The organism is Marinomonas sp. KMM3893, from assembly GCF_004352855.1.
Classification (GTDB): domain Bacteria; phylum Pseudomonadota; class Gammaproteobacteria; order Pseudomonadales; family Marinomonadaceae; genus Marinomonas; species Marinomonas arenicola.
The window spans coordinates 604,145-627,235 of record NZ_SJSC01000003.1; the positions used below are offsets into that span (position 1 = coordinate 604,145).

The 23,091-nt window shown below is 47.2% G+C and carries 20 protein-coding genes; 16 read left to right on the forward strand and 4 right to left on the reverse strand.

All coding sequences use genetic code 11. The features are described from left to right. Window positions 1-6: 6 nt before the first annotated feature. The 5 genes from E0D71_RS10725 to E0D71_RS10745 all read left to right on the forward strand — a co-directional run bounded on the left by E0D71_RS10725 (window position 7) and on the right by E0D71_RS10745 (window position 6,439). Complete coding sequence (locus E0D71_RS10725) at window positions 7-1,374, forward strand: DUF4856 domain-containing protein (RefSeq protein WP_133003296.1); 1,368 nt, start codon at window positions 7-9, stop codon at window positions 1,372-1,374. A gap of 31 nt (window positions 1,375-1,405) precedes the next feature. Further along, entirely contained in the window at window positions 1,406-2,437 is a 1,032-nt protein-coding gene (locus E0D71_RS10730; RefSeq protein WP_133003297.1) for a sterol desaturase family protein, read from the forward strand. Window positions 2,438-2,650: 213 nt separating this feature from the next. Further along, window positions 2,651-3,625 (forward strand): Fe(3+) ABC transporter substrate-binding protein, encoded by a 975-nt coding sequence (locus tag E0D71_RS10735; RefSeq protein ID WP_243712024.1) that lies wholly within the window; start codon window positions 2,651-2,653, stop codon window positions 3,623-3,625. A gap of 31 nt (window positions 3,626-3,656) precedes the next feature. After that, window positions 3,657-5,306 (forward strand): iron ABC transporter permease, encoded by a 1,650-nt coding sequence (locus tag E0D71_RS10740; RefSeq protein ID WP_133003299.1) that lies wholly within the window; start codon window positions 3,657-3,659, stop codon window positions 5,304-5,306. Window positions 5,307-5,371: 65 nt separating this feature from the next. Beyond that, window positions 5,372-6,439: an ABC transporter ATP-binding protein gene (locus tag E0D71_RS10745; protein ID WP_133003300.1), complete on the forward strand. Its 1,068-nt coding sequence runs from the start codon at window positions 5,372-5,374 to the stop codon at window positions 6,437-6,439. A gap of 111 nt (window positions 6,440-6,550) precedes the next feature. On the opposite strand, the gene E0D71_RS10750 is transcribed toward E0D71_RS10745, so the two are convergent. Further along, entirely contained in the window at window positions 6,551-7,060 is a 510-nt protein-coding gene (locus E0D71_RS10750) for a YchJ family protein (RefSeq protein ID WP_133003301.1), read from the reverse strand. Between the two features lie 79 nt (window positions 7,061-7,139). On the opposite strand from E0D71_RS10750, the gene sbcB reads away from it, so the two are divergent. The 3 genes from sbcB (at window position 7,140) to E0D71_RS10765 (ending at window position 10,556) form a co-directional block, all read left to right on the forward strand. Then, entirely contained in the window at window positions 7,140-8,591 is a 1,452-nt protein-coding gene (gene sbcB / locus E0D71_RS10755; RefSeq protein WP_133003302.1) for an exodeoxyribonuclease I, read from the forward strand. Window positions 8,592-8,604: 13 nt separating this feature from the next. Continuing rightward, entirely contained in the window at window positions 8,605-9,642 is a 1,038-nt protein-coding gene (locus E0D71_RS10760) for an AI-2E family transporter (protein WP_133003303.1), read from the forward strand. A gap of 209 nt (window positions 9,643-9,851) precedes the next feature. Next, on the forward strand, window positions 9,852-10,556 hold the full coding sequence (locus E0D71_RS10765) for a dienelactone hydrolase family protein (protein WP_133003304.1): 705 nt from the start codon (window positions 9,852-9,854) through the stop codon (window positions 10,554-10,556). 92 nt (window positions 10,557-10,648) lie between these two features. Here E0D71_RS10765 and ugpC read toward each other — a convergent pair whose 3' ends face one another. Both ugpC and E0D71_RS10775 read right to left on the reverse strand, forming a co-directional pair. After that, complete coding sequence (ugpC, locus tag E0D71_RS10770; protein WP_133003305.1) at window positions 10,649-11,755, reverse strand: sn-glycerol-3-phosphate ABC transporter ATP-binding protein UgpC; 1,107 nt, start codon at window positions 11,753-11,755, stop codon at window positions 10,649-10,651. A gap of 10 nt (window positions 11,756-11,765) precedes the next feature. Then, the gene (locus E0D71_RS10775; RefSeq protein ID WP_133003306.1) at window positions 11,766-12,554 is read right to left on the reverse strand and encodes an IclR family transcriptional regulator; all 789 of its coding nucleotides are present in this window, start codon (window positions 12,552-12,554) and stop codon (window positions 11,766-11,768) included. Between the two features lie 174 nt (window positions 12,555-12,728). Here E0D71_RS10775 and E0D71_RS10780 point away from each other — a divergent pair, with 174 nt between their 5' ends. From E0D71_RS10780 to E0D71_RS10815, 8 genes are all read left to right on the forward strand, one after another. After that, window positions 12,729-13,604, forward strand: coding sequence for a sugar ABC transporter permease (locus E0D71_RS10780; protein WP_133003307.1), 876 nt, complete (start codon window positions 12,729-12,731; stop codon window positions 13,602-13,604). Continuing rightward, on the forward strand, window positions 13,604-14,455 hold the full coding sequence (locus E0D71_RS10785) for a carbohydrate ABC transporter permease (RefSeq protein WP_133003308.1): 852 nt from the start codon (window positions 13,604-13,606) through the stop codon (window positions 14,453-14,455). Before E0D71_RS10780 ends, E0D71_RS10785 begins: the two co-directional genes overlap by 1 nt. A 96-nt stretch (window positions 14,456-14,551) precedes the next feature. Then, entirely contained in the window at window positions 14,552-16,315 is a 1,764-nt protein-coding gene (locus E0D71_RS10790; protein ID WP_133003309.1) for an IlvD/Edd family dehydratase, read from the forward strand. After that, the gene (locus E0D71_RS10795; protein WP_133003310.1) at window positions 16,315-17,094 is read left to right on the forward strand and encodes an SDR family NAD(P)-dependent oxidoreductase; all 780 of its coding nucleotides are present in this window, start codon (window positions 16,315-16,317) and stop codon (window positions 17,092-17,094) included. The genes E0D71_RS10790 and E0D71_RS10795 overlap by 1 nt, the downstream gene beginning before the upstream one ends. Then, complete coding sequence (locus E0D71_RS10800) at window positions 17,094-18,089, forward strand: 2-dehydro-3-deoxygalactonokinase (RefSeq protein WP_243712020.1); 996 nt, start codon at window positions 17,094-17,096, stop codon at window positions 18,087-18,089. Before E0D71_RS10795 ends, E0D71_RS10800 begins: the two co-directional genes overlap by 1 nt. Continuing rightward, the gene (locus tag E0D71_RS10805; protein ID WP_133003311.1) at window positions 18,089-18,763 is read left to right on the forward strand and encodes a 2-dehydro-3-deoxy-6-phosphogalactonate aldolase; all 675 of its coding nucleotides are present in this window, start codon (window positions 18,089-18,091) and stop codon (window positions 18,761-18,763) included. Before E0D71_RS10800 ends, E0D71_RS10805 begins: the two co-directional genes overlap by 1 nt. A 1-nt stretch (window position 18,764) precedes the next feature. Next, on the forward strand, window positions 18,765-20,747 hold the full coding sequence (locus tag E0D71_RS10810) for a beta-galactosidase (protein WP_133003312.1): 1,983 nt from the start codon (window positions 18,765-18,767) through the stop codon (window positions 20,745-20,747). Between the two features lie 49 nt (window positions 20,748-20,796). Next, window positions 20,797-22,023, forward strand: coding sequence for an extracellular solute-binding protein (locus E0D71_RS10815; RefSeq protein ID WP_133003313.1), 1,227 nt, complete (start codon window positions 20,797-20,799; stop codon window positions 22,021-22,023). Between the two features lie 170 nt (window positions 22,024-22,193). Here the strand turns inward: E0D71_RS10815 and E0D71_RS10820 are convergent, their stop codons facing one another. After that, entirely contained in the window at window positions 22,194-23,018 is an 825-nt protein-coding gene (locus E0D71_RS10820) for an outer membrane protein OmpK (protein WP_133003314.1), read from the reverse strand. Window positions 23,019-23,091: the final 73 nt, after the last annotated feature.

Below are 23,091 nucleotides of genomic sequence, written 5' to 3' on the forward strand. Positions count from 1 at the left end.
GCTCTTATGAAAAAAACATTACTCACTGCTTTTATTGGCGCTAGTGCATTGTCGCTTCATGCACAGACTTACGACTTTGCTGTGTCTTTGCCTGATTACCAAGGCGACGCCAGCTCATCGGTGTCTTATGGTGGCCAGATTGCACGTCATGCTTTGCACAACTCTCTTAAAAAAGCATCCAAAAGCGGTGATTTGGCACTAATGGAGTCGTATTTTTCAAGCAAAGCAGAAGGCCTAAGCATTTTAGATCCGGTCAGTAAAAAAGGCTTTGCGATCAAGCAGTCGAGTATTGATGAGTTATCAAAAGGCAAGGATCTTAAGTCGAGCGCTTACCCAGGCACAATCACAGGCTGGCCGGGCAATTTAACTGGACCAGAAGTGTTACAGCAAATGGTCACTAACGCGGCCAACACAAAGGGCGGCTACGACCCAGTTAATGGTTATGATTACACTCAGCTGATTTCTAAATTCACCATGGGGGCGGTGTTTTATAACAAAGCGGTGAACGATTACCTTGATGAAAAACTCGAAGCGGATGTGAAACCAAACGATAAACCTTACAGCAAGGGCGCACCTTATACAGGCAAAGAGCATGTTTGGGATGAAGCGTTTGGGTACTTTGGTGCGCCGATTAATGGTTTAGAATTAACCCCAAAAGAAGTGGTTCAGATTGTAAAATTGAACCCAGACTATTTCGCTAAAGCGGACGCTAACAAAGATGGCGTGGTCGACTTAAAAACGGAAATGGCGTTTGCGCATGCCTACTATGCTGCCAGCATTGATGCCAGTGGCAAGACAGATTATTTCCATACGATTTTGCAGGCCTTCTACGATGGCCGCAGCGTGATTCAAGACGCCAAAGGCAAGGTTCTTAGCGCGGCACAACGTGAAGAGTTAAAAGGCTATGCGAAAGTCATCGGCGTAGCTTGGCAGCAAGTGATTGCTGAAGCCGCTTTCAAATACGCTGGTAGCGTGTACGCGGATTTGGAAAAAATCGCCATTATTGAAGAGTCGAACGGTGATGTGAAAAAAGCGTACCGTAACTATGTAAAACATTGGGGCGAGCTAAAAGGCTTTGCTTTGTCTCTGCAAGCTGCCGGCCGAGATCTAGGGCGTACCCAGTCGCAATTGGATCGTTTGATTGGTTTTAGCCCAGTGTTATTTGGCAACGCTCAAGTTGTTGCAGCCAACAGCAAAGGGGAATTCACTCAGTCTGAATCAGTGACCATGCAAGAATACAAACTGAATATGCTGAAAGTACAAAACCTGCTAAGCAGCCATTTTGCGTTAACTGCGAAATTGAATGATCGTACTGGCGGTATGGACGATGTGTTAGAACAACTAAAATCTGGTCCTAGTGCAGAAAACGACTGATCACTATGATGGTTAGAGTGCCTGTCTTGTCATGACGACGGTGGACTATGGTGGTTGGCTGATCAATGAGCTGTCGTTGGCAGTGAGTGATTTAGTCAACCCGAGTAAAAGAGTGTCGATTCTGTATTTTGCATCGGCGCTCTTTTTTGCGTTTGTTCTCTTTCTATTTCGATATGGAAAGGGCGCACCCCGTCGACTGAGCGCTTTGTTTTCGTGGCGGCTTTGGTGGCACCCGTCGGCACGAGTGGATTATGCGCTTTGGTTGGGTAATCGACTGATATTGTCACTCTTATTCCCTAAGGTCATTACTACCCTTGGGGTGGTGACTTGGCTGATGTTTCAATTACGAGAGGTAGGCTTGTCTCCGCTGGCGATGACGATTCCGGATTGGAGTGTTATCGCGCTATTTTCCTTGTGTTATTTTTTATTGGATGACTTCTCGCGGTTTTGGTTGCATTGGTTAATGCATCGGTGGTCATGGCTGTGGGCCTTTCATCGCGTGCATCACAGCGCCAAGGTGTTAACCCCCTTTACGGTATTAAGAACGCACCCAGTGGAAGGTATGTTGTTTTACGGTCGATCCTTGTTGGTGCAGGGAAGTTTGGTGGCGCTGTTTGTGACCTTGTTTCCAGGGCAGGTTTCTTTATTAATGATAGGCGGTGTTTTTGTTGCCACCTATGTCTTCAATATTTGCGGCGCTAACCTTAGACACTCTCCGGTGCCGATCAGTTATGGCAAAACACTAGAACGTTGGCTTATCTCCCCAGCTCAACATCAGTTACATCATTCTGCTGCGGTGGAACATTATGACTGTAATTTTGGGGTGGTATTGGCGGTGTGGGACCGTTGGTTTCGTTGTTTGCAATTTGGTAGTGATCAGCAAAAACTGCGTTATGGTACTTTATCGACACTCGATCAAACGGGGGTGTTTGGCCAATATTTATCCCCCATCTTGTTTTTAGGTCGTGGTCTTAATGGACGACAAGCAGGCTTAATTAAGACCACCTTGGTTAACGCAGGTAAGGCGAAAGCAAGAGAAACAACGCAGGCCAAACCAGAATGAATTGTGCCAATAGAGCCGTGACAAAGTAAGTTTTAATCTGAGTATTATCGACTTTCGGTGCCTTGTCATCGACTGTATGTTGGTAATGTTTTATTTATTGAGAAAAAAATAAGAGAGTCAAATATGGCGTTTCAATTGTCTAAAGTTTCATATTTTTCACAGCAAGCTCGCTTGTCTCATGTGGTCTTGGCGGCTTCGATTTTGGGCAGTTCAATGGTCGCTTCTGCTGCTGAAGAAGTGAATGTCTACTCGGCTCGAAAAGAAGCCTTAATCAAACCTATGTTAGAGCGTTTTACCACGGGCACAGGCATTAAAGTCAACTTGGTAACTGGCTCTGCGGATGCGTTATTGCGTCGTTTGCAGGTAGAAGGGTCAGCGAGCCCTGCGGATTTGTTTATTACAGTGGATGCTGGGCGCTTATATCGAGCGAAACAAGCCGGCGTGTTGCAACCTATCCAAGACGCTGAGTTAGAAGCAACGATTCCCGCTAATTTGAAAGACAGCGACGATTACTGGTTTGGTTTGTCGCAACGTGCTCGAGTGATTTTTTATAATCCGAAAAAAGTCGATGCCAGTGAACTTTCAACCTATGAAGGGCTGGCTGATGCAAAATGGAAAGGCCGGATTTGTGCTCGTTCTTCCAGCAATATTTATAACCAATCTCTAGTGGCGTCTATGATAGATGCGGATGGCAAAGAAGCGACGTCAAAATGGCTAAAAGGCTTTGTCGCGAACTTCGCTCGACCGCCTTTTGGTGGTGATACGGATTTGCTTAAAGCCGTTGCGGCCGGTGTGTGTGATATTACGCTGGCCAATACGTATTATTTCGGGCGCATGGGCAACAGCGACAAAGCGAAAGATCAAGCGGTGTTTAAATCGCTGGCAATTTTCTGGCCTAACCAAGCGCAAGGGCAGCGTGGTGCGCATGTCAATGTGAGTGGTGCTGGGGTGACAGCATCGGCGGAACATAAAGAGAATGCGGTAAAATTGATTCGCTTCTTAAGCGGCCATGAAGCGCAAGAATGGTACGCAGAAGTTAATAATGAATACCCTGTAGTGAAGGGTATAGAGCCACCTAAAGTGTTGCAGACATTTGGCACTTTTAAAGCAGACGCACTGTCGTTAAGCGTTTTGGGTGATAATAACCGTCTTGCTGTTGAATTGATGGATGAAGCAGGTTGGAAGTAATTTTTTACCGTGGGTTTGATGTGAGCGGATTATGATGTCTAAGCAGAGAGTGGTGCGTTCGCATTCTCCTTTTGCGTGGCTGAAGTGGGCGGCCATAGGGATCGCCTTGCTTCTTGCCTTACCCGTGCTGGTGGTAGTGGCCAATGTCTTTACTGGTAGTGGTGGTGTGTGGACCCATTTATGGAACACGGTACTCGCTGATTATGTCAGCAACTCCTTACTGTTGATGATTGGTGTGGCGGTTGGCGTGCTGTGCATTGGTGTACCAGTGGCATGGCTCACCAGTGTGTGCCGCTTTCCTGGCGCCTCTGTTTTAGGTTGGGCGTTGCTCTTACCGTTAGCAATGCCGGCTTACATCATTGCTTACACCTATACTGGTTTGCTGGATTTTGCCGGCCCTGTGCAAGGGGCGATTCGCGCTTTAAGTGGATTGGGGTACGGCGAGTACTGGTTCTTTGAGATCCGCTCCCTAGGTGGTGCGGTCATCATGTTAAGTCTGGTGCTTTATCCCTATGTCTATTTGATGAGTCGGGCGGCGTTCTTAGAGCAATCGGCCAACACGCTAGAGGTGAGTCGAACCTTGGGCTATTCAAATGTCTCGGCGTTTTTTCGCTTGGCGTTACCCTTGGCGCGCCCCGCCATTATTGCAGGCTTGACCTTGGCAATGATGGAAGTGCTTGCTGATTATGGCACGGTGCAATATTTTGGCGTGGCCACCTTTACGACAGGCATCATGCGAACGTTTTACGGTTTTGGTGATCTTGCGGGAGCGTCTCAGCTGGCGGGCATTTTATTGCTGTTTGTGTGTGTGCTGATTTTCACTGAGCGCTATTCACGGCGAAAGCTGCGTTATCATGCGTCCGGTCTGCGTAAAGCGAGCCAACGAGAGCTTGTTTTATCGGGCTGGCGTGGTGTGGCGGCCTGTGTGTTTTGCTGTTTGCCTGTGTTGTTTGGTTTTCTCTTGCCCGCGGGCGTGTTGCTTTACTGGTCTGTGTTTGAGGCCGAGCCGTTAACCTGGGATTTTCTCCTATTGGCGTGGCATTCTTTTTATTTGGCCTTTTTGGCTGCCTTGATCGTGGTCGCCTTGGCGTTGGTGTTGTCTTATGCCTTGCGTTTGCACCCGAGTCGGAGCGTGTCGACCTCGGTTGCTAGTGCTGGCGTAGGGTATGCCTTGCCTGGCACTATTATCGCGATTGGGGTGATTGTGCCTCTGGCTTGGTTAGACCATAGATTGATCAATCTTGTGAAAGACGTCAGCGGCGATAAAATTGGCTTGGTGTTCTCTGGCACCATTATCGCCTTATTGTTTGCCTACGCAGTGCGTTTCATGGCGGTGTCCCTTGGTGCGGTGCAAAGTGGGTTAGGTAAAATCAAACCCAGCATGGACATGGCAGGGCGCTCATTGGGGTTGACCCCACTGCAAGTGTTAAAGCGTGTGCATTTTCCTTTGCTTAAAGGGTCTGTGTTGACGGCGTTATTAATTGTGTTTGTTGATGTGTTAAAAGAGCTGCCAGCGACGTTAATTCTGCGGCCTTTTAATTTCAATACCTTGGCCGTCAGGGCATTCGAGTTGGCCTCAGATGAGCGGTTAGTCGACGCCGCTCCTGCCTCGATTATGATTGTCTTGGTGGGGTTAATTCCGGTGGTGTTGTTAAATCGTTCAATATCAAAACATCATTAAGAAAGCACTGAATTAGAGTATTTTTTATAAAGCCAGCTTAGCGAAAGGGCAGTTTAGGAAACATCATGAGTTCTTTTTCATCGGGTAAAGCATTGCAAGAGTTGAATATTCGTGACTTGTCTGTGGGGTATCATGGGCAAGCGGTAGTGCATGATGTGTCGTTTGATTTGACCGCGGGACAAATTGGCTGTTTGTTAGGGCCAAGTGGTTGCGGAAAATCCACCTTGTTACGGGCTATTGCGGGCTTTGAAGCCGTCTTGTCTGGGGCCATTTCATTGAATGGCGAGGTGATTTCCAGCGTTGACTATTTGCTGCCTCCAGAGCAGCGTCAGATTGGCATGGTGTTTCAAGACATTGCGCTTTTCCCGCACCTTACCATAGCAGACAACATTGCGTTTGGCCTCAAGGGCATGAGCAGCCGTGTGGTGAGCAATCGAGTGGCTGAGCTGCTGGATCTGATTGGTTTGGTTGGTTACGAAATGCGCTACCCACATTCTTTGTCGGGTGGGCAGCAGCAGCGTGTGGCGCTCGCCAGAGCCATGGCTCCCAAGCCCAAGCTCTTATTAATGGATGAGCCGTTTTCAGGTTTGGATGCCAAATTACGAGAAGAGCTGGTGCCTGATATTCGCCAGATACTCAAGCATGAAGGCATGAGTGCGATTTTGGTAACCCATGATCAAATGGAAGCCTTTGCTATGGCCGATACCATCGCGGTAATGGAGTCAGGCGAAATTCACCAATACGGCACGCCTTATCAAATCTACCATCGACCTGAAAGTCGTTTCACTGCAAGATTTGTCGGCCAAGGGGATTTTCTTTCTGCGGTGGTGTGTGGGCACGATTGTTTAGACTCAGATCTTGGCCGCATTCGTGGTGTCTTGAGCGACGAACTCGCCATTGGCACCCAGGTCGACTTATTGGTTCGCCCAGACGATGTGATACACGACGACGCAAGTGAATTTAAAGGTTTGGTAATGAGTAAGTGGTTTCGCGGTTCACACTTCTTATATCGCGTGAAATTGGCATCAGGACTGGTGGTGTATTGCTTCGCGTCTTCCCATCATAATCACGCGATTGGCCAAGAAATTGGCATCAATATTGAGCTGGATCATCTGGTGGTCTTTAGTAAATAGAGGTGTTTAGCAAACAGCGCTTTGCCAAGGCAGCCGTGGCTTTTGGCAAAGAAAAAAACGGGCAAGTTCTCATGGAAATTGCCCGTTCTTCGAACCCTTCTTAGGCGAAACTTATCCGCAACATTTTTTGAATTTTTTACCAGAGCCGCAAGAGCAAGGGTCGTTACGGCCAACTTTATGGCTTTCTACGGGGGCGGTTTTTTGCGGGCTTGAGTGAACTTCATGGCTGCCAGAAACATACAACCATTGCCCATTTATTTTGTTAAAGAGTGACTTTTCTGTCAATTCCCCTTGGTGTTTACCTTCTGTAAAACGGGCGCGAAAGGTGACGCTGCCAGTGTCGTCGCTTGCTTGGCCTTGCTCGGTTTCTAAAATGTCTAATTGAGTCCACAAGGTGGTGCTGTTTTCTTCTTGTATCGCTTGTGTGTCGTCTTCACTGGTGTCGTTATCGAGCTGCTGGGTGCGTTGAATATAATCAATGTCGTTACGTGCAAACGCGCTGAAACGAGAGCGCATCAGGGCCTCAGCCGTTGGTGCTGAACCTGGGTTTTGGTGATAGACAGCGCAGCAGTCTTGGTAGTTCTTTTCAGTGCCACAGGGGCAGGGTATTTGGTTTGCCATTGTTCGGCTCCTCGCATCGCCAAATCGTCATTAAGATGCGTATAATACGGTTTTCTTTCATGGCTAACAGGAATTATTTGTGACCTCATCGGGACCCACTTCATTTTTATGGTTTGATTTTGAAACCACTGGAACAGACCCCGCACGAGATAGGCCAATGCAGTTTGCGGGTATTCGCACGGATCTTGAATTTAACGTGATCGGCGAACCTATGATGTTTTATTGCCGCCTTCCAGAGGATGTTTTACCGCAACCAGAGGCGTGTCTATTAACCGGTATTAGTCCGCAAGAAGCCAATCGAGAAGGGCTTTGTGAAGCGGAGTTTATGGCGGCCATAGAAGCAGAGTTGTCATTGCCTGGCACCTGTTCATTAGGGTACAACAGCATTCGTTTTGATGATGAAGTTGTACGTCACGGTTTTTATCGTAACTTTATCGATCCTTATGCTCGTGAATGGCAAAACAATTGCTCGCGCTGGGACATTATTGATTTAGTGCGCATGACCTACGCAATGCGCCCAGAAGGCATTGAATGGCCCATAGGCGAAGACGGCCAGGTATCGATGAAACTCGAAGCACTGACCAAAGCCAATAACATTGCCCATGAACAAGCGCACGATGCTTTGTCCGATGTGTACGGCACCATCGAAGTGGCCAAACTGATTAAAACGACGCACCCTAAGTTGTTCGATTATTATTTGAAAATGCGTCAGAAACACGAGTTACAACAATTTATCGACCCGATTCGCATGAAGCCGTTTTTGCATGTCTCAGGCATGTTCGGTCAGGTGAAAAAATACAGTGCGTTTGTTGCGCCTATTGCTCCGCATCCGACCAATAAAAATGGTGTGATTGTGTTCGATCTAATGAGCGATGCACAACCTCTGATTGACCTCAGTGTCGAGGAAATCCGTCACCGCGTGTTTACTCGCCAAGACGAATTGGGTGACCTTCCGCGCTTGCCGCTCAAAGTCATTCATTACAATAAGGCGCCAGCGGTAGCACCAGCAACCTTCTTGAAAGACGAAAAGGTGGTGGCGCGTCTTGAATTGGATGGCGATGCCTGCCGGAAAAATCTTGCTTTGTTAAAGTCTTTCCCAGGCTTGTCAGAAAAAATCAGTCAGGTGTTTGTGCAAGAAGAGCGCAGCATTCCTAAAGACCCAGATTTGATGCTGTATTCTGGTGGTTTCTTCTCGCGCGAAGACAAAGCTCGGATGGACACCATTCGAAATACGCCGCCTGACGCTTTAAATGAACTCGAAATGTCATTTGATGATCGTCGTTTACCGGAAATGTTAATGCGTTATATTGCGCGTAATTACCCGGATCAGTTAAATGAGCAGCAGCGTGAAGAATGGGAAGAATTCCGAGCCTTTAAATTGCTGGACAAAGACGGTGGTGGCTCGATTGACATGGAGGCTTTCTTTGATCGTTTGAACGCCATTGCGCAAACGCCAGATTTGCCTCCATCAAAACAGCTAATGCTGCAAGATTTATCCGATTATGCACAAAGCATCTACCCGATAGACTAATCAAGGAGTTGACATGAGTGAACAGCATAGAGGCACGCACTGGTTAGTTGGCTTAGCCGCGTTTGTGATTATTATCGCGGGGTTGAAAGCCGCCTCCCAAATTGTGGTGCCTTTTATGCTGGCGGTGTTTATTGCCATCGTATGCGCTCCCTTGATGGCCAGTTTACGCCGCAGAAAGGTGCCCACTTGGCTGTCTATTGTGCTGGTGGTGTTGGTGGTGTTGGTTGGGCTAGGCATGATGGGCGCGTTGGTAGGGTCCTCGTTGGATGATCTTTCGAAGCAATTGCCGACCTATAAATCGCGTTTCGCGGAAGAAATGTCCAGTTTGCTGGCCAGCCTCAACAACATTGGCATTCATATTTCCTATGACAAAATCAAAGGGTATGTGGACCCGTCTTCTTTGATGCAGTTAGTGGCAAAAGCCTTAAGTGGGTTAGGCAGCGCGTTGACGAATTTCGTGTTGGTGATTATGACGGTCGTGTTTATTTTATTTGAAGCGGTTGAGCTGCCTAAGAAGCTGTCGCTGGCCTTGAATGATGCGACTCAGTCGTTAGAGCATTTCCGTTCTTTTATTAATTCGGTGAACCGCTATTTGGTGATCAAAACCTCTGTTAGCTTACTGACGGGTGTCGTGATTGCATTGTGGCTATGGATCATAGGTGTGGATTTCCCTATCTTGTGGGGCGTGTGTGCCTTTTTGCTGAATTTCGTACCCAATATTGGTTCTATTATTGCGGCCGTGCCTGCCGTGCTGTTGGCATTTGTTCAGCTCGGCCCCCTCTATGCTGGTTTAACCGCATTGGGTTTTGTGGTGGTCAATTTGTTCGTGGGCAATGTGATCGAGCCGCGCTATATGGGCAAAGGCTTAGGACTCTCAACGCTGGTGGTTTTCTTATCCTTATTGTTATGGGGGTGGGTGTTTGGTCCGGTAGGGATGTTGTTGTCGATACCACTGACGATTATTGTGAAACTGGCCTTAGAAGCCAATCCGCGCATGAAGTGGCTGGCTGTGATGATCGACTCCAGCAGCAATCAAAAGTTGGATGACTAAAAGCATTACTGCGTCCAGTGGCGCAGTGTGCTATTGCGCAAAATAACCTAAAAGAAATGGACGATAGTCTGGATAAATAAGCAAGAAAGGCGACATTGTCAAAAGTCGGCCTAACAACGTTGATTTTGAATTGCTTGGCTGGATACACTCAAGCTCACAGAATGAACATTGCCGTAATAGCTACGGTATTTAAGGTTAGGAGACCTATTATGAGCGATACTTTTCACTCTCTTTTTATCGACAATGTTAGCCGCCAACATTACCAAGTAGGCACCACGGATGCCGCAAGTAAATCCATTCATGTGGTTATTTGGCCAACGTTTTCAGGTTTGACGGATTTCGAAAAATCGATTGCCGACAAAGTCGCGTCATTTGGCTATTCAGTGACGGCTGTGGATTTATATGGGCAAGATTGCGTCTTAGAGAGCACCGAAGATAAATTGTCTTTAATGGGCAAGCTACTCGAAAATGAAACACCTCTTCATCAATTGCAACGGACTTTGACAGACGAGTCAGTGGCGAATCTGAGCAATAAAACCATTGTTCATATTGGCTTTTGTTTGGGTGGTCGCTTGGCCTTAGAAGCCGGTCAGTACTTTAAAGACAGTGTCGGCGCTGCGAGCTTCCATGGTTTGATGAGTTTTAATAGAGCGCCGGAAGAGCAGGTTAATCGTGACCTGAAGATCATGGTGTTAAATGGCTATAATGACCATATGGTAAGCGATGCAGATGCTCAATCCGCCAAGCAGTACTGGACAGGATTAGGCATTGATTTTCAATTTATGGACTTTGGCAACACGGTGCATTCTTTTATGCTGCCCAGTGCGAATAACCCAGAGCACGGCAGCCTGTACAACCCTGTTGTAGCGCAACGAGGTTATGCTTATTTGGAAAACTTCTTAAGCGAATTTTAGGTCTTACCCAGTGTGTTGAATGACACATGACCTACAAAAATGCCCTCGTAATGAGGGCATTTTTGTACCAGTCAATGGCTGCTAGTTAGGCGTTAAGTGCGCGACGGAATAGGGCGATTGACTAGGGCTTCCCCTTTGCTATTGAATAAATAGCAATCTGTTTTAGCAACGCCGACTGTAACGGATTCTCCGTTTCGTGTGAGATTCTGGCCGCTGGCTTCTATGGTTAATTTATGGCCTTTATACTGTCCATATAAGAAGCTGGTGCCGCCTAAATGCTCAGCAACATCCACTTCAACGGTAAAAGAGAAATCGCTGTTTTCTGTGTTTTCTTTCACATGTTCTGGGCGTAAACCCAGTTTAACGCTTTCATTGACGCTGACTTTGTCGGCATCGACGGTGAGGGCAATTTGTTGCCCTGCGACATCGATGGTCGCGAGGCTTTTTTCATCAATGGCCAGTACCTTGCCATCCAAAAAATTCATTCTAGGCGAGCCTATAAAGCCGGCGACAAATTCATTGGCAGGATTGTGGTATAGCGTTAATGGGGAGCCTACTTGTTCCACATTGCCCGCGCGTAAGACGACAATCTTGTCCGCCAGTGTCATGGCTTCTACTTGATCGTGGGTAACGTAGATCATTGACGATTTTAAGCGACTGTGGAGTTGTGCGATTTGAATGCGCATATCAACCCGAAGTTCGGCGTCAAGGTTAGACAATGGCTCATCAAACAAAAACACGTCAGGTTGACGCACAATGGCGCGGCCAATGGCCACACGTTGGCGCTGACCACCAGAGAGTTGTTTGGGTTTGCGATCTAATAAACTTTCTAATTGCAAAATGCTGGCCGCATTGGCCACCTGAGTTTTGATTTTTTCCGGATCCACACCGGTCATACGCAAGCCAAAACTCATGTTTTCTTCGACCGTCATATGCGGATAAAGCGCATAAGACTGGAACACCATGGCCACGCCACGATCCGCGGGGGCGACGCTGTTCATGTTTTGGCCATTGATCTCTAATGTGCCGTCTGTGATGTCTTCTAGGCCAGCAATTAAGCGCAATAGCGTCGATTTACCGCAGCCAGAAGGACCAACAAAAACGACAAATTCACCGTCTTCTAGTTCTAGGTTAACGCCATGGATTGTTTCAATCTCATTAAAGCGTTTGATGACGTTTTTTAATTTTATTGTTGCCATGAAATTTATCCTAATGCTTGTCGGAGGCAATCGCCCCCATTCGGGTGGAGACTTTCAAACAGGCGTCTTTCACTAAGTGTTGAAAGTGTTGAAAACGTGCTTCGTCAACTCGAAATTTTGGTGCTGTGATGCTCAGCGCCGCAATGGGTTCGTCTAGGTAATTAAAAATAACCGAAGCCGCACATTGAATACCTTCTTCGTGCTCTTCTAAATCTAAAGCGATTTTAGTGTCGCGAATCTTGATCAGCTGCTCTTTTAATTCGTCGGCAGTGGTAATCGTGGTGGGGGTGTGACGTATAAAAGATTGCTCTTGAATGGCCTCTTCAAGTTGGCTTTCATTTAAGAAAGCCATCATCGCCTTGCCAACACCCGTGCAATACCCTGGGCCTTTTTTCCCGACGGCAGAAAAAAGTCGTAAACTTTTTTGGCTTTCTAACTTGTCGATATAGATGACATCACCACGATCTAATACCGCTAAATGGATGGTTTCACCGGTTTCTTGCCATAAGGATTTGATTTGGTCTGCGGCAACGTCTCTTACATCAATGCGCGACCAAGCTTTGTGGGCGAGTTCTAATAAGCCATACCCTGGATGGTAAAGTTGAGCGCTTTCATCAAAGCGGATTAGCCCTTTCTCAACCAAAGATAATAATATTCTATGTACAGTGGCTTTGGGTAAATCGGCTTTTTCGACTATTTCTGCGAATCGCAGAGGCGTGCTCGCGGTGCAGACTTCTTGGAGCAAGCTTAGGGCTTTATCCAAAGATGAGCCGCCGCTTTTGGTCTCCAATTTCGTCATGTAATTTCTCCAAAAATATCGTCGTATTAGGGTTATATGTTTTTTTGGGACTAAGTTCCACAAATTTTTATTAAGTATTGCAAAAAGTAGAACTCTATTCCATTATTTTGTTTGGTGAGTTGTCTGTCAGCAATGACAACCCGTATTTTAATAAGAATAAGAGGTGGGTTAGCGATGCAGAAATTGCATAGCAAACAGCAACAATGGATGCCAATTTTGTTCCTCGCACCGGCAGTCATTTTGTTTTCGCTCTACGTGATTTTCCCTATTGCTCAAAGTATCTGGTTAAGTTTCTTTGAGTGGGATGGATTAGGTGAAAAGACGTTTGTAGGATTAAGTAATTATTTTGAGTTGTTTTCGGATGAACAATTTTGGACCGCATTAATCAATAACCTTTATTGGTTGATCTTCTTTATGTTGGCCCCTCCTATTGGCTTATTACTTGCGTTGTTCCTAAACCAAAAAGTGATGGGAATACGTTTTGTTAAAGCCATGTTTTTCTTCCCCTTTGTTATCTCACAAGTGGTCGTTGGTCTGGTTTTTTCTTGGTTCTACGACCCCAGTTTTGGCTTATTTAACAAGGCGATTGAGCTGTTTGGTTTTCAGCCGATTGCAGTATTGTCGGACGAGCATTGGGTAACGTTCGGCATCATTGTGGCGGGGTTGTGGCCGCAAATAGCTTACTGCATGATCTTGTATCTCACAGGCTTAAATAATTTGAGCCCAGACCAGATCGAAGCCGCACGCTTAGACGGTGCTCATGGCTGGAAAATGCTGCGTCATGTGATTCTTCCGCAATTAAAACCAGCGACCTTTATTGCCATTGTCGTGACGGTTATTGGTGCATTACGAAGTTTCGACTTGGTGGCCACCATGACCTCAGGTGGACCATTTGGTAGCTCCAGTGTGCTGGCGTATTTCATGTATGAGCAATCTATTTTCAACTATCGGGCAGGGTATGGCGCGGCCATTGCGACCATCTTGTTCTTGATTATGGATATTTACATTGCCTACTTCCTATGGCGCATGCTGAAGAGTGAGAAAGCCTAATGTTTCCAACACCAGTAGAAAAAAAGTCATTACCTTTTAACATCAGTTACCGCGTCGCCATTTGGGTTGCTTTGTTTTTGTGGTTATTACCGCTGTTGGCGGTATTGATGACCTCAGCTCGCTCCACAGCAGACCTTAATGCAGGCAACTATTGGGGCATCCCTACGCAGTGGATGTTTTTGCAAAACTACACCTTGGTGTTTACTCAAACACCGATGTTACGGTATTTGCTGAACTCCTTGATCATAACCTTGCCTGCAGTAATTGGGGCGGTGTCGCTTTCAACGCTAGCCGGTTATGCGCTGGCAAAATTTAAATTTCGCGGGCGCATTGGTTTATTTGCCGCCTTTATTGCGGGTAATTTTGTGCCGTTTCAAATCTTAATGATTCCGGTGCGAAACCTCACCATAGACATGGGGTTATACGACACGGCGAGTGGTTTGATTTTGTTTCATATCGCTTTTCAAACCGGATTCTGTACCTTATTTATGCGTAACTTTATTGTTGGTTTGCCTGATGAGCTAATCGAAGCGGCGCGGGTTGAAGGGGTCAGTGAATGGCAAATTTTCCGACACATTGTACTGCCTTTGGTTCGTCCGGCCTTAGCGGCCTTGGCGGTGCTGATTTTCACCTTTATCTGGAACGATTATTTCTGGGCATTGGTGTTGGTACAAAGTGACGAAGTGCGTCCTATTACCGCGGGGATCAGTGCTTTGAAAGGCCAATGGATGGCGTCTTGGCAGTTGATTTCTGCAGGGTCTATTATTGCTGCGTTGCCGCCCGTAATTCTGTTTTTTGCGATGCAGCGACATTTTATTGCGGGATTGACGCTAGGGGCAACGAAAGGATAAAAGCATCACAGATGAGCATAAGGCGGAGCGTTGTTCGTCGCCTTATTCTCTGTGTGCGCTGTTTATTCGTGTGTATCGAATTGGGAGTCATCGTTAATGACAGAGTCAACGGAAGATAAAAAAAATAACAAGCAGACGTTACTTGAAAAAAAGCCATTACGCAGTCAACAGTGGTATGGAAAGCTCGACAAAGATGGCTTTATTCACCGCAGCTGGATGAAAAACCAAGGGTTGCCAGACCACAGTTTTGATGGTCGTCCAGTGATTGGTATTTGTAATTCATGGAGTGAGCTTACGCCCTGTAATGCTCATCTAAGAGAGCTTGCTGACTATGTAAAACGAGGTGTTTGGGAGGCTGGTGGTGTGCCACTGGAGTTTCCCGTGATGTCACTTGGTGAAACTCAAATGAAACCGACGGCCATGCTGTTTCGTAATCTGATGAGCATGGACGTGGAAGAATCCTTGCGCGCCTATGGTATCGATGGCGTGGTGCTATTGGGTGGCTGTGATAAAACGACCCCGGCGCAATTAATGGGGGCTTGCTCCGTTGATCTGCCAACCATAGTAGTGTCATCCGGTCCTATGCTAAATGGTAAAAATCGAGGTAAAGACATAGGGTCTGGCACCGATGTTTGGAAATTTAGTGAAGCGGTACGGGGCGGCAACATGAGCCTTGATGAATTTATGCGTGCTGAATCGAGCATGTCGCGTTCGCGTGGTACCTGCATGACTATGGGAACCGCCTCGACTATGGCTTGTTTGGTTGAAGCGATGGGCATGTCATTACCTGAAAATGGCAGCTTACCCGCAGTAGACTCTCGTCGTCAGGCGTTGGCGCATTTAACAGGGTCCCGCATTGTTAGTATGGTCAAAGAAGACCTAAAACCCTCCGATATTCTTACCAAAACAGCGTTTGAAAATGCCATCCGAGCCAATGCTGCGCTTGGTGGTTCGACTAATGCTGTGGTGCATTTGCTGGCCATTGCAGGACGCCTTGGCGTGACATTGACTCTGGATGATTGGGATCGTATTGGCGCAGCGGTTCCTTGTTTAGTGGATTTAATGCCATCTGGCCGTTTTTTGATGGAAGATTTTCATTATGCCGGTGGTTTCCCTGCGTTAATTCAGCGTTTGAGCCATGTGTTTGATATGTCGGCGAATACCGTATGTGGCGCGTCATTAGGAGACATTACCGCCGGCGCGGAATGCTTTAACGACGAGGTGATTCGTCCCCTTGATAAGCCCTTGCGTGCGCTAGGCGGAATCGCAGTGTTACGCGGCAATCTAGCGCCTCAAGGGGCCATTATAAAGCCCAGCGCCGCGACGCCAGAGTTGTTGCAACACACTGGTAAAGCGGTGGTCTTTGAAAATATTGAAGACTATAAGGCGCGTATAGATAGCCCTGAACTGGCGGTCGATAAAGACTCGATTTTGGTGCTAAAAGGCTGTGGCCCAAAAGGGTATCCAGGCATGCCTGAAGTCGGCAATATGGCTTTGCCAAGCAAGCTGTTAGCACAAGGGGTGACGGATATGGTGCGCATCAGTGATGCTCGTATGAGTGGCACGGCTTTTGGCACAGTGGTGTTGCATGTTGCACCAGAGTCCACCATTGGGGGCGCATTGGCTTTGGTTCAAAATGGCGATGAGATTACGTTGGATGTGAGCGCTAGGCGCTTGCATTTGGGGATTTCAAATGAAGAAATGGCGCGCCGCAAAGACGCCTGGCAACCAGAAAAGAGCCAATATCAGCGCGGTTACGCGAAGCTGTATATTGACCATGTGATGCAGGCTGATGAGGGCGCGGATTTGGATTTCTTAGTGGGCAGCAGTGGCTCGAACGTCAGTAGAGAGTCGCACTAATGTTAGATAAAAAAAACAGTACGACAGTGATTTACCCCAGTTTGGCAGGTCGTCATGCACTGGTTAGTGGTGGGGCAACGGGCATCGGCGAAGCCTTGGTGCGAGCGTTGACACTGCAAGGTTGTTTCGTGAGTTTTTTCGATATTGATCAAGTCGCCGGTAATGCCTTAGCGCAAGAGCTAACCGCAAGCGGCGCCCAAGTGCACTTCACGGGAGTGGACTTGAGTGACATCGAGTGTTTACAAGCGAGCATAGCTGCGCGTATTCAGCGCTGGGGCGCGATTCGAATTCTGATCAATAATGCCGCAGACGATCAGCGGCATGGTTTGCAGGATGTGACATCAGAACAATTTGATCTGTGTATGTCGGTGAATTTGAAGCACCATTTTTTTGCCGCACAAGTGGTGGCACCAGCCATGGCAGAAGCCGGTGGTGGCAGCATTATCAATATGAGTTCTAATTCTTGGTTGCTGGGCTTGACCGGATACCCAGGTTATGTGGCGGCCAAAGCCGGTATTTATGGATTGAGTAAAAGCCTAGCGCGGGAGTTAGGGCCACAAAAAATACGAGTGAATACCGTATTGCCTGGTTGGGTCATGACCCAGAAGCAAAAAAATCTGTGGCTGACACCCGAAAGCGAAGCAGAATTGATGTCTCAGCAATCATTAAAAGAAAAAATTCAACCTGACGATGTGGCGGACTTGGTGCTGTTTTTGGCGTCTGACAACAGCCGTATGATTTCAGGCCAAAGCTTTGTGATTGACGGAGGGCGCTTGTAATGACGCAACATAGTCTTGGTATGGATTCATGCAATGAGTTGCCTTTGTGCATTGCTGTCGATTGGGGGACCACCAATTTACGTGCTTTTTTAATGGATCATACGGGGCGAATTTGCGCGGAAAAAAGCAATCATCAAGGTATGCAAACCCTAGCGAGTGATGAATTTGAGTCTGTTTTAGAGGCGTTATTAGACGAGTGGATTCACCCTGATGTGCCGATTTACATGGCGGGTATGGTCGGAGGCCGAGGCGGATGGCAAGAAGTGCCTTATCAGCTTTGCCCTATTGAGTTAGACACTTTATCTGAGCACCTGCGTTGGTTACCAAGCAGTTTGCCCTGCGATGTGGCCATTGTGCCAGGGTTACAAGGCATCGGTGTGAGCGGCCACTTTGATGTAATGCGAGGCGAAGAGACTCAATTACTTGGCGCGCTTGATTGGCTGAGCGAACAAGGCTTAGCAGATCAAGATGTGTTGTGCTGCTTACCAGGCACTCATTGTAAATGGGTGCCATTGCTGCAAGGTAAGGTTATGCAGTTCTCAAGTAGCTTTTCGGGCGAGTTATTTGCTCGTCTGAATCAAGAATCTATTTTGGTCAAAGGAATGCCGAATAACCAAACTCTTCATGGTGCAGGGTTTGAAAAAGGCGTTGCGACCAGTTTGCAGGCAGGCGGTCTTTTGCACCATCTTTTTAGTGTGCGCAGTGATTACCTTTGCGGTGAATTGCCCGCTGAGCAAGTACGCGATTATTTGTCGGGCATCGTGATTGGGCATGATGTGAATGATATTTTGTCGGCGCAGTCTAGACCGTGTTCAAAGGTATTGATTATCGGCAATGACACCCTGAGTGAGCGTTACCAGCTGGCGTTGTCACTGCATCGTATCAGTGCGCTTTCATTGGACGCGCGTGATGCCAGTATTCGAGGTTTGAAGCGCTTAGCTTGTCAAAGTTTGCTCCATGCCCCAGTGCCAAACAGAACAAAGAGAGGTCACTAATGACGTCATTTGATGCTTTTATGGCGGAATGTCCGATGGTTGCGATATTGCGCGGCATTGAACCTGATGAGGTGCTTGCGCATAGCCAGGTGTTGATTAAGGCAGGTTTTCGTTTGATCGAAGTGCCATTAAATTCGCCGGATGCCTTTGCGAGCATTCGACTGCTGCAAACAACCTATGGCGCGTCCGCTGTGATTGGCGCAGGCACAGTATTAACACTTGCTCAATTAACCGAGTTAGTGAGCACAGGCGCGAAGCTAATGGTGTGCCCTCACACGGATGTTGAGTTAATCAAAGCCGCCAAGGTAGCGGGCTTGTATGCCATGCCAGGCTTTTTTACGGCGAGCGAAGCCTTTGCTGCACTGCATGCGGGCGCCGACGCGGTGAAGCTGTTTCCTGCTGAGGCCTTGCCGGATCGCAAAGTCATCCGTGCGCTGGGGGCTGTGATTCCTAGCAAGACATGGCTGTGTCCAGTGGGAGGAGTGACACCAGAAAACATGACAAGGTACTTTGATGCGGGGGCCAGAGGCTTTGGTTTGGGGTCTGCGTTATACAAAAAAGGTCAATCGGTGGCGGTGACTCAGGCCAACGCCAACGCCTTTATGGCGGCATGGAAGTGCTATCAAGAAAATAACGTGATTGAGGCGGAAAATGCCTCACTTACAGGAGTTTAAGATGAAGTTAGGTGTGTGTTATTACCCTGAGCATTGGCCTAAAAGTCGCTGGCAGCAAGACGCTCAGGCCATGCGAGAAATGGGCATCGAATATGTCCGTATTGGTGAGTTTAGTTGGAGTACGATAGAGCCTGAGCCTGGCGAGTTGCATTGGCAATGGCTGGATGAATCGTTAGATATATTGCACTCGCAGGGTTTAAAAGTCATTTTAGGCACGCCGACTGCGACGCCCCCTAAATGGCTTGTTGATCGTCATCCATCTATGTTGGCCAAAGATGAGCAGGGGCGCTTTCGTCATTTTGGCTCACGTCGTCATTACACCTTTGCCAGTCTTGAGTATCGTGAGGAGTGTCGCCGTATTGTGACCTTAATGGCTCAGCGTTATGGGCAGCATCCGGCGATCGCGTCTTGGCAAACAGACAATGAATATGGTTGTCACGACACCATTTTGAGTTACGCAGAGGCCGATTTGACGGCATTTCGTGTTTGGCTAAAGGACAAATATGGCTCAGTTAATGCGTTAAATCAGGCGTGGGGGAATGTCTTTTGGAGTATGGACTATCGCTCTTTTGACGAAATAGAGCTACCAAACTTAACCGTTACAGAAGCCAATCCCTCCCACCGTTTGGATTTTCAACGTTGTTGCTCTGATCAGGTGGTCGCGTTTAATAAGTTGCAGGTAGAGATCCTTCGACACTATTCCAAAGGGCGAGATCTGGTGCACAACTACATGGGCTTTTTCACCGCCTTTGATCACCATAAAGTTGGTCAAGATCTGGATGTGGCAAGTTGGGACACTTATCCGTTGGGCTTTTTAGATCAAGAATCCATCTATTCACAAGAAGAAAAGCAGACCTATTTACGCGTGGGGCACCCTGATTTTGGCGCGTTTCACCATGACCTATATCGCGGGTGTGGCAAAGGGCGTTTGTGGATTATGGAGCAACAGCCTGGCCCAGTAAATTGGGCTCCGCACAACCCAACGCCAGCCGATGGCGCTGTGCGTTTATGGACATGGGAAGCCTTTTCTCATGGTGCGGAATTGGTTTCTTATTTCCGTTGGCGCCAAGCACCTTTTGGGCAAGAGCAAATGCATGCGGGGTTGCTGCGCCCTGATGGACAAGAAGCGGAAGCGGCAATAGAGGCGGCTCACGTTGCGCAAGAAGTGCGCCAGCTTTCTCAACAAACAGGCTTGGATGCGGATGCGTTGATGGCGTTGCCAGAATCTGGGCGTGTCGCTTTGATGTTTGATTACGATGCTTGTTGGTCTTTGGATATTCAGCCGCAATCTCGTGCTTATCGTTACCTTTTCTGGTGCTATCGCATGTACGAAGCGCTGCGGGAGTTAGGTGTGTCGGTTGATATTGTCTCTTCTGAAGCCTCGTTAGACACTTACAAATTGTTGATATTGCCTGCCCAGGCGCACATTTCTGATGGGCTGCAAGAAAGATTAAATAACTATCAAGGGGTTCTTTTGGCAGGGCCTCGTACTGGCAGTAAAACAGACAGCTATCAGATTCCTGAGAATCTCGCCCCAGGGCCATTGGCCAGTTTATTGCCGCTAACGGTGGAGAGAGTCGATGCTTTGCCAGATCACACTCGGCCTTCTGTATTTGGTTTGTGGGGAGAAGGGCGATTGTGCCATTGGCATGAGCAAATCAACACCCAGTTACCTTGCCTTTTGAAAGATGAAGCGGGTAGACCGGTTTTGGTAGGGGCGAACAAGCATTTTTACCTAGGCTCTTGCTTAGATAAGTCATTATTGAAAATGTGTTTTGCAAAGCTGGCTGCAAGCGCGGGGCTGGCCACGGAGTATTTGCCATCAGGGGTGCGAATTCGTGAGCGAGGTAAATTAATATTTGCTTTTAATTACGGGCCACAAGCGAGCCATTACCGTCCCGACAACGCAGAGCTTGTAATAGGAACTGAGGTATTGCCGTCCGCTGGCGTTGCTATTTGGCAGCGTCAAACAGCCGATCGTTAATCATTGACCTTATGATGCCATTAATAAAAAAAAGAAGAGGACTTACCAAATGAAAAAACTACCGTCGTTACTAATAGGGGCGCTTGCTTTTGCTGCGGTCTCGGTTGTGCAAGCCGGAACCTTGGTGATCAATTCTGATCAAGCGGATCCGGCGCCTAAGAAAGCCTTTCAGGAAATTATTCAGAAATTCGAGTCTGAAAACCCTGATATTAATGTGAAATATAACCTTTATGATAAAGAAGGCTATAAAACCGCGATTCGTAATTGGTTGGCGACCAGTCCACCAGATGTGGTGTTTTGGTATGCGGGCAACCGAATGAAAACCTTTGTTGATCGTGGCATGTTTGAAGACGTCAGTGACATCTGGAAAAAAGAAGGGCTAAAAGAGCTGATGCCTGCAGCCACTTCAGCCATGACGATTAATAACAAGCAGTACGGTATTCCTTATACGTATTATCAGTGGGGCATGTATTACCGTAAGGATATTTTCGCTAAGTTAGGGCTGCAAGTGCCTAAAACATGGGATGAGTTTTTGGCGGTGAATGCCAAATTAAAAGCAAACGACATCACCCCCATCGCCATAGGCACAAAATATTTATGGACGGCCGCTGGTTGGTTTGATTATTTGGACTTGCGTACCAATGGTTTGAAGTTCCATATGGACTTAATGGACGGCAAAATCCCTTACACTGACCCTCGTGTGCGTAAGGTGTTCGAACATTGGGATCAGTTGGTTAAACCTGGGTATTTTCTGAAAAACCACGCCTCTTATTCATGGCAAGAAGCGCAGCCATTTTTGTACAACGGTAAAGCGGCCATGTATTTGATTGGTAACTTTATCACGCCGAACTTTCCAAAAGAGTTAGATGGGAAAATTGGCTTTTTCCAATTCCCAATCATTGATGCCAAGGTGCCGGTTGCAGAAGATGCGCCAATGGATACGGTTCATATTCCAACGCGTGCAGCAAACAAAAAAGACGCTCGTAAGTTCTTAGAGTTTATGGCACGTGCTGATAATCAAACGCTAGTGAACGCCGCCTTGTTGCAAATTCCAACTAACATAAAGGCTCATGCTCCTGATAATGTGTTCTTAAACGACGGTGTAAAAATGCTGAATGCGGCGGCCGGAACCGCACAGTTTTACGATCGTGATACGTCGCCGCGTATGGCGCAAGAAGGCATGAAGGGTTTCCAAGAGTTTATGGTGAAACCAGAACGACTCGACGCTATTTTGAAGCGTTTAGAGAGTGTTAGAAGCCGCGCATTTAAAGAGTAGCGGTTTGGATTTAGCCAAATATAATTGTTTTTGAAACAAGCAATAAAAGCCTGCTGGGGTGATAAAAAGCCCAGCAGGCTTTTTTATTTCGTACATACCGAGCGAGAAAGGGGAGTTATCACCTCTTACTTTTGCTGTGTCAGCAATAGGTGATAAAACGCTGGCAATATTTAGAACTTGTACGTTACATCAACATACTGGGTGAAGCCCGTTGTTTTCAAGCCAAACTGACCATTTTGGATGCCATAAACATCGTGGAAATATTTCAACCCGTAACCCACTGCGTAACGCTTGGAGTGCCAGTAAAGGCCGTTAAAATTAGCAAGGCCAGTGCTTGAAGATGTGTACTCTGATTTCATGCCGAATTGGTAATCCACATAACCTTGGTAAGCAAGGAATGAACCATTTTCGAAAGTGGTCAAGGGTTTAAACCAGTTAGCGGAAAACTGATAGCCGTTCCAATCTTGTCGGCGGCCGGTCATGTCGTACAAGCCGTAAAGGTTCATGCCAACTTTGCCTAACCATGGCACATTGACATCTGCGCCCAAACCGAAGAAGGCATTGTTTACAGCATCGGACTCTTTATCAGTACCTACATCTGTATCATGGCCTCCATTAATATTGAAGAGCGTGGAGATATACAATTCTTGAACCGGTCCAAAAGAAAGGTCTTTTCCTGTCATGCCATCCAAAGAGAAGCGAGGCGCTAACTTAAGAAACATTTTGTCGCTGCCGTATTTATCGCTTGAGTCACTAGATAGCAAGTTGAAGACATCAATGTATCCGTATAGATCTACAATGCCAGAACGGCCGCCAAACTCCATTTCTAGGTAGTCATGATCATTACCTTTTGGGTCTGGTAGCTCATTAAATGCGTACATTAGATTGAACTGACGCCAAGAGTAATCGTTCTTATGAATATCATCAGAATAGTCTGCTGCCAAAGCAGTAGAGGCAGTTGCCGCTATGCCTAGCCCTAAAAGTAGTTTGCGCATCGTTCTCTCCACGATAAAGGTAAAATATGATCACAATGTGACCAATTGGTCAGGAATATGACTGGAATGTGGA

What these genes read in the sequence shown, in the direction of transcription:
- E0D71_RS10725 (WP_133003296.1), top strand. Translation starts at nt 7, where the DNA reads ATGAAAAAAACATTACTCACTGCTTTTATTGGCGCTAGTGCATTGTCG.
- E0D71_RS10730 (WP_133003297.1), top strand. Translation starts at nt 1,406, where the DNA reads ATGACGACGGTGGACTATGGTGGTTGGCTGATCAATGAGCTGTCGTTG.
- E0D71_RS10735 (WP_243712024.1), top strand. Translation starts at nt 2,651, where the DNA reads ATGGTCGCTTCTGCTGCTGAAGAAGTGAATGTCTACTCGGCTCGAAAA.
- E0D71_RS10740 (WP_133003299.1), top strand. Translation starts at nt 3,657, where the DNA reads ATGATGTCTAAGCAGAGAGTGGTGCGTTCGCATTCTCCTTTTGCGTGG.
- E0D71_RS10745 (WP_133003300.1), top strand. Translation starts at nt 5,372, where the DNA reads ATGAGTTCTTTTTCATCGGGTAAAGCATTGCAAGAGTTGAATATTCGT.
- E0D71_RS10750 (WP_133003301.1), bottom strand. Translation starts at nt 7,060, where the DNA reads ATGGCAAACCAAATACCCTGCCCCTGTGGCACTGAAAAGAACTACCAA.
- E0D71_RS10760 (WP_133003303.1), top strand. Translation starts at nt 8,605, where the DNA reads ATGAGTGAACAGCATAGAGGCACGCACTGGTTAGTTGGCTTAGCCGCG.
- E0D71_RS10765 (WP_133003304.1), top strand. Translation starts at nt 9,852, where the DNA reads ATGAGCGATACTTTTCACTCTCTTTTTATCGACAATGTTAGCCGCCAA.
- ugpC (WP_133003305.1), bottom strand. Translation starts at nt 11,755, where the DNA reads ATGGCAACAATAAAATTAAAAAACGTCATCAAACGCTTTAATGAGATT.
- E0D71_RS10775 (WP_133003306.1), bottom strand. Translation starts at nt 12,554, where the DNA reads ATGACGAAATTGGAGACCAAAAGCGGCGGCTCATCTTTGGATAAAGCC.
- E0D71_RS10780 (WP_133003307.1), top strand. Translation starts at nt 12,729, where the DNA reads ATGCAGAAATTGCATAGCAAACAGCAACAATGGATGCCAATTTTGTTC.
- E0D71_RS10785 (WP_133003308.1), top strand. Translation starts at nt 13,604, where the DNA reads ATGTTTCCAACACCAGTAGAAAAAAAGTCATTACCTTTTAACATCAGT.
- E0D71_RS10790 (WP_133003309.1), top strand. Translation starts at nt 14,552, where the DNA reads ATGACAGAGTCAACGGAAGATAAAAAAAATAACAAGCAGACGTTACTT.
- E0D71_RS10795 (WP_133003310.1), top strand. Translation starts at nt 16,315, where the DNA reads ATGTTAGATAAAAAAAACAGTACGACAGTGATTTACCCCAGTTTGGCA.
- E0D71_RS10800 (WP_243712020.1), top strand. Translation starts at nt 17,094, where the DNA reads ATGACGCAACATAGTCTTGGTATGGATTCATGCAATGAGTTGCCTTTG.
- E0D71_RS10805 (WP_133003311.1), top strand. Translation starts at nt 18,089, where the DNA reads ATGACGTCATTTGATGCTTTTATGGCGGAATGTCCGATGGTTGCGATA.
- E0D71_RS10810 (WP_133003312.1), top strand. Translation starts at nt 18,765, where the DNA reads ATGAAGTTAGGTGTGTGTTATTACCCTGAGCATTGGCCTAAAAGTCGC.
- E0D71_RS10815 (WP_133003313.1), top strand. Translation starts at nt 20,797, where the DNA reads ATGAAAAAACTACCGTCGTTACTAATAGGGGCGCTTGCTTTTGCTGCG.
- E0D71_RS10820 (WP_133003314.1), bottom strand. Translation starts at nt 23,018, where the DNA reads ATGCGCAAACTACTTTTAGGGCTAGGCATAGCGGCAACTGCCTCTACT.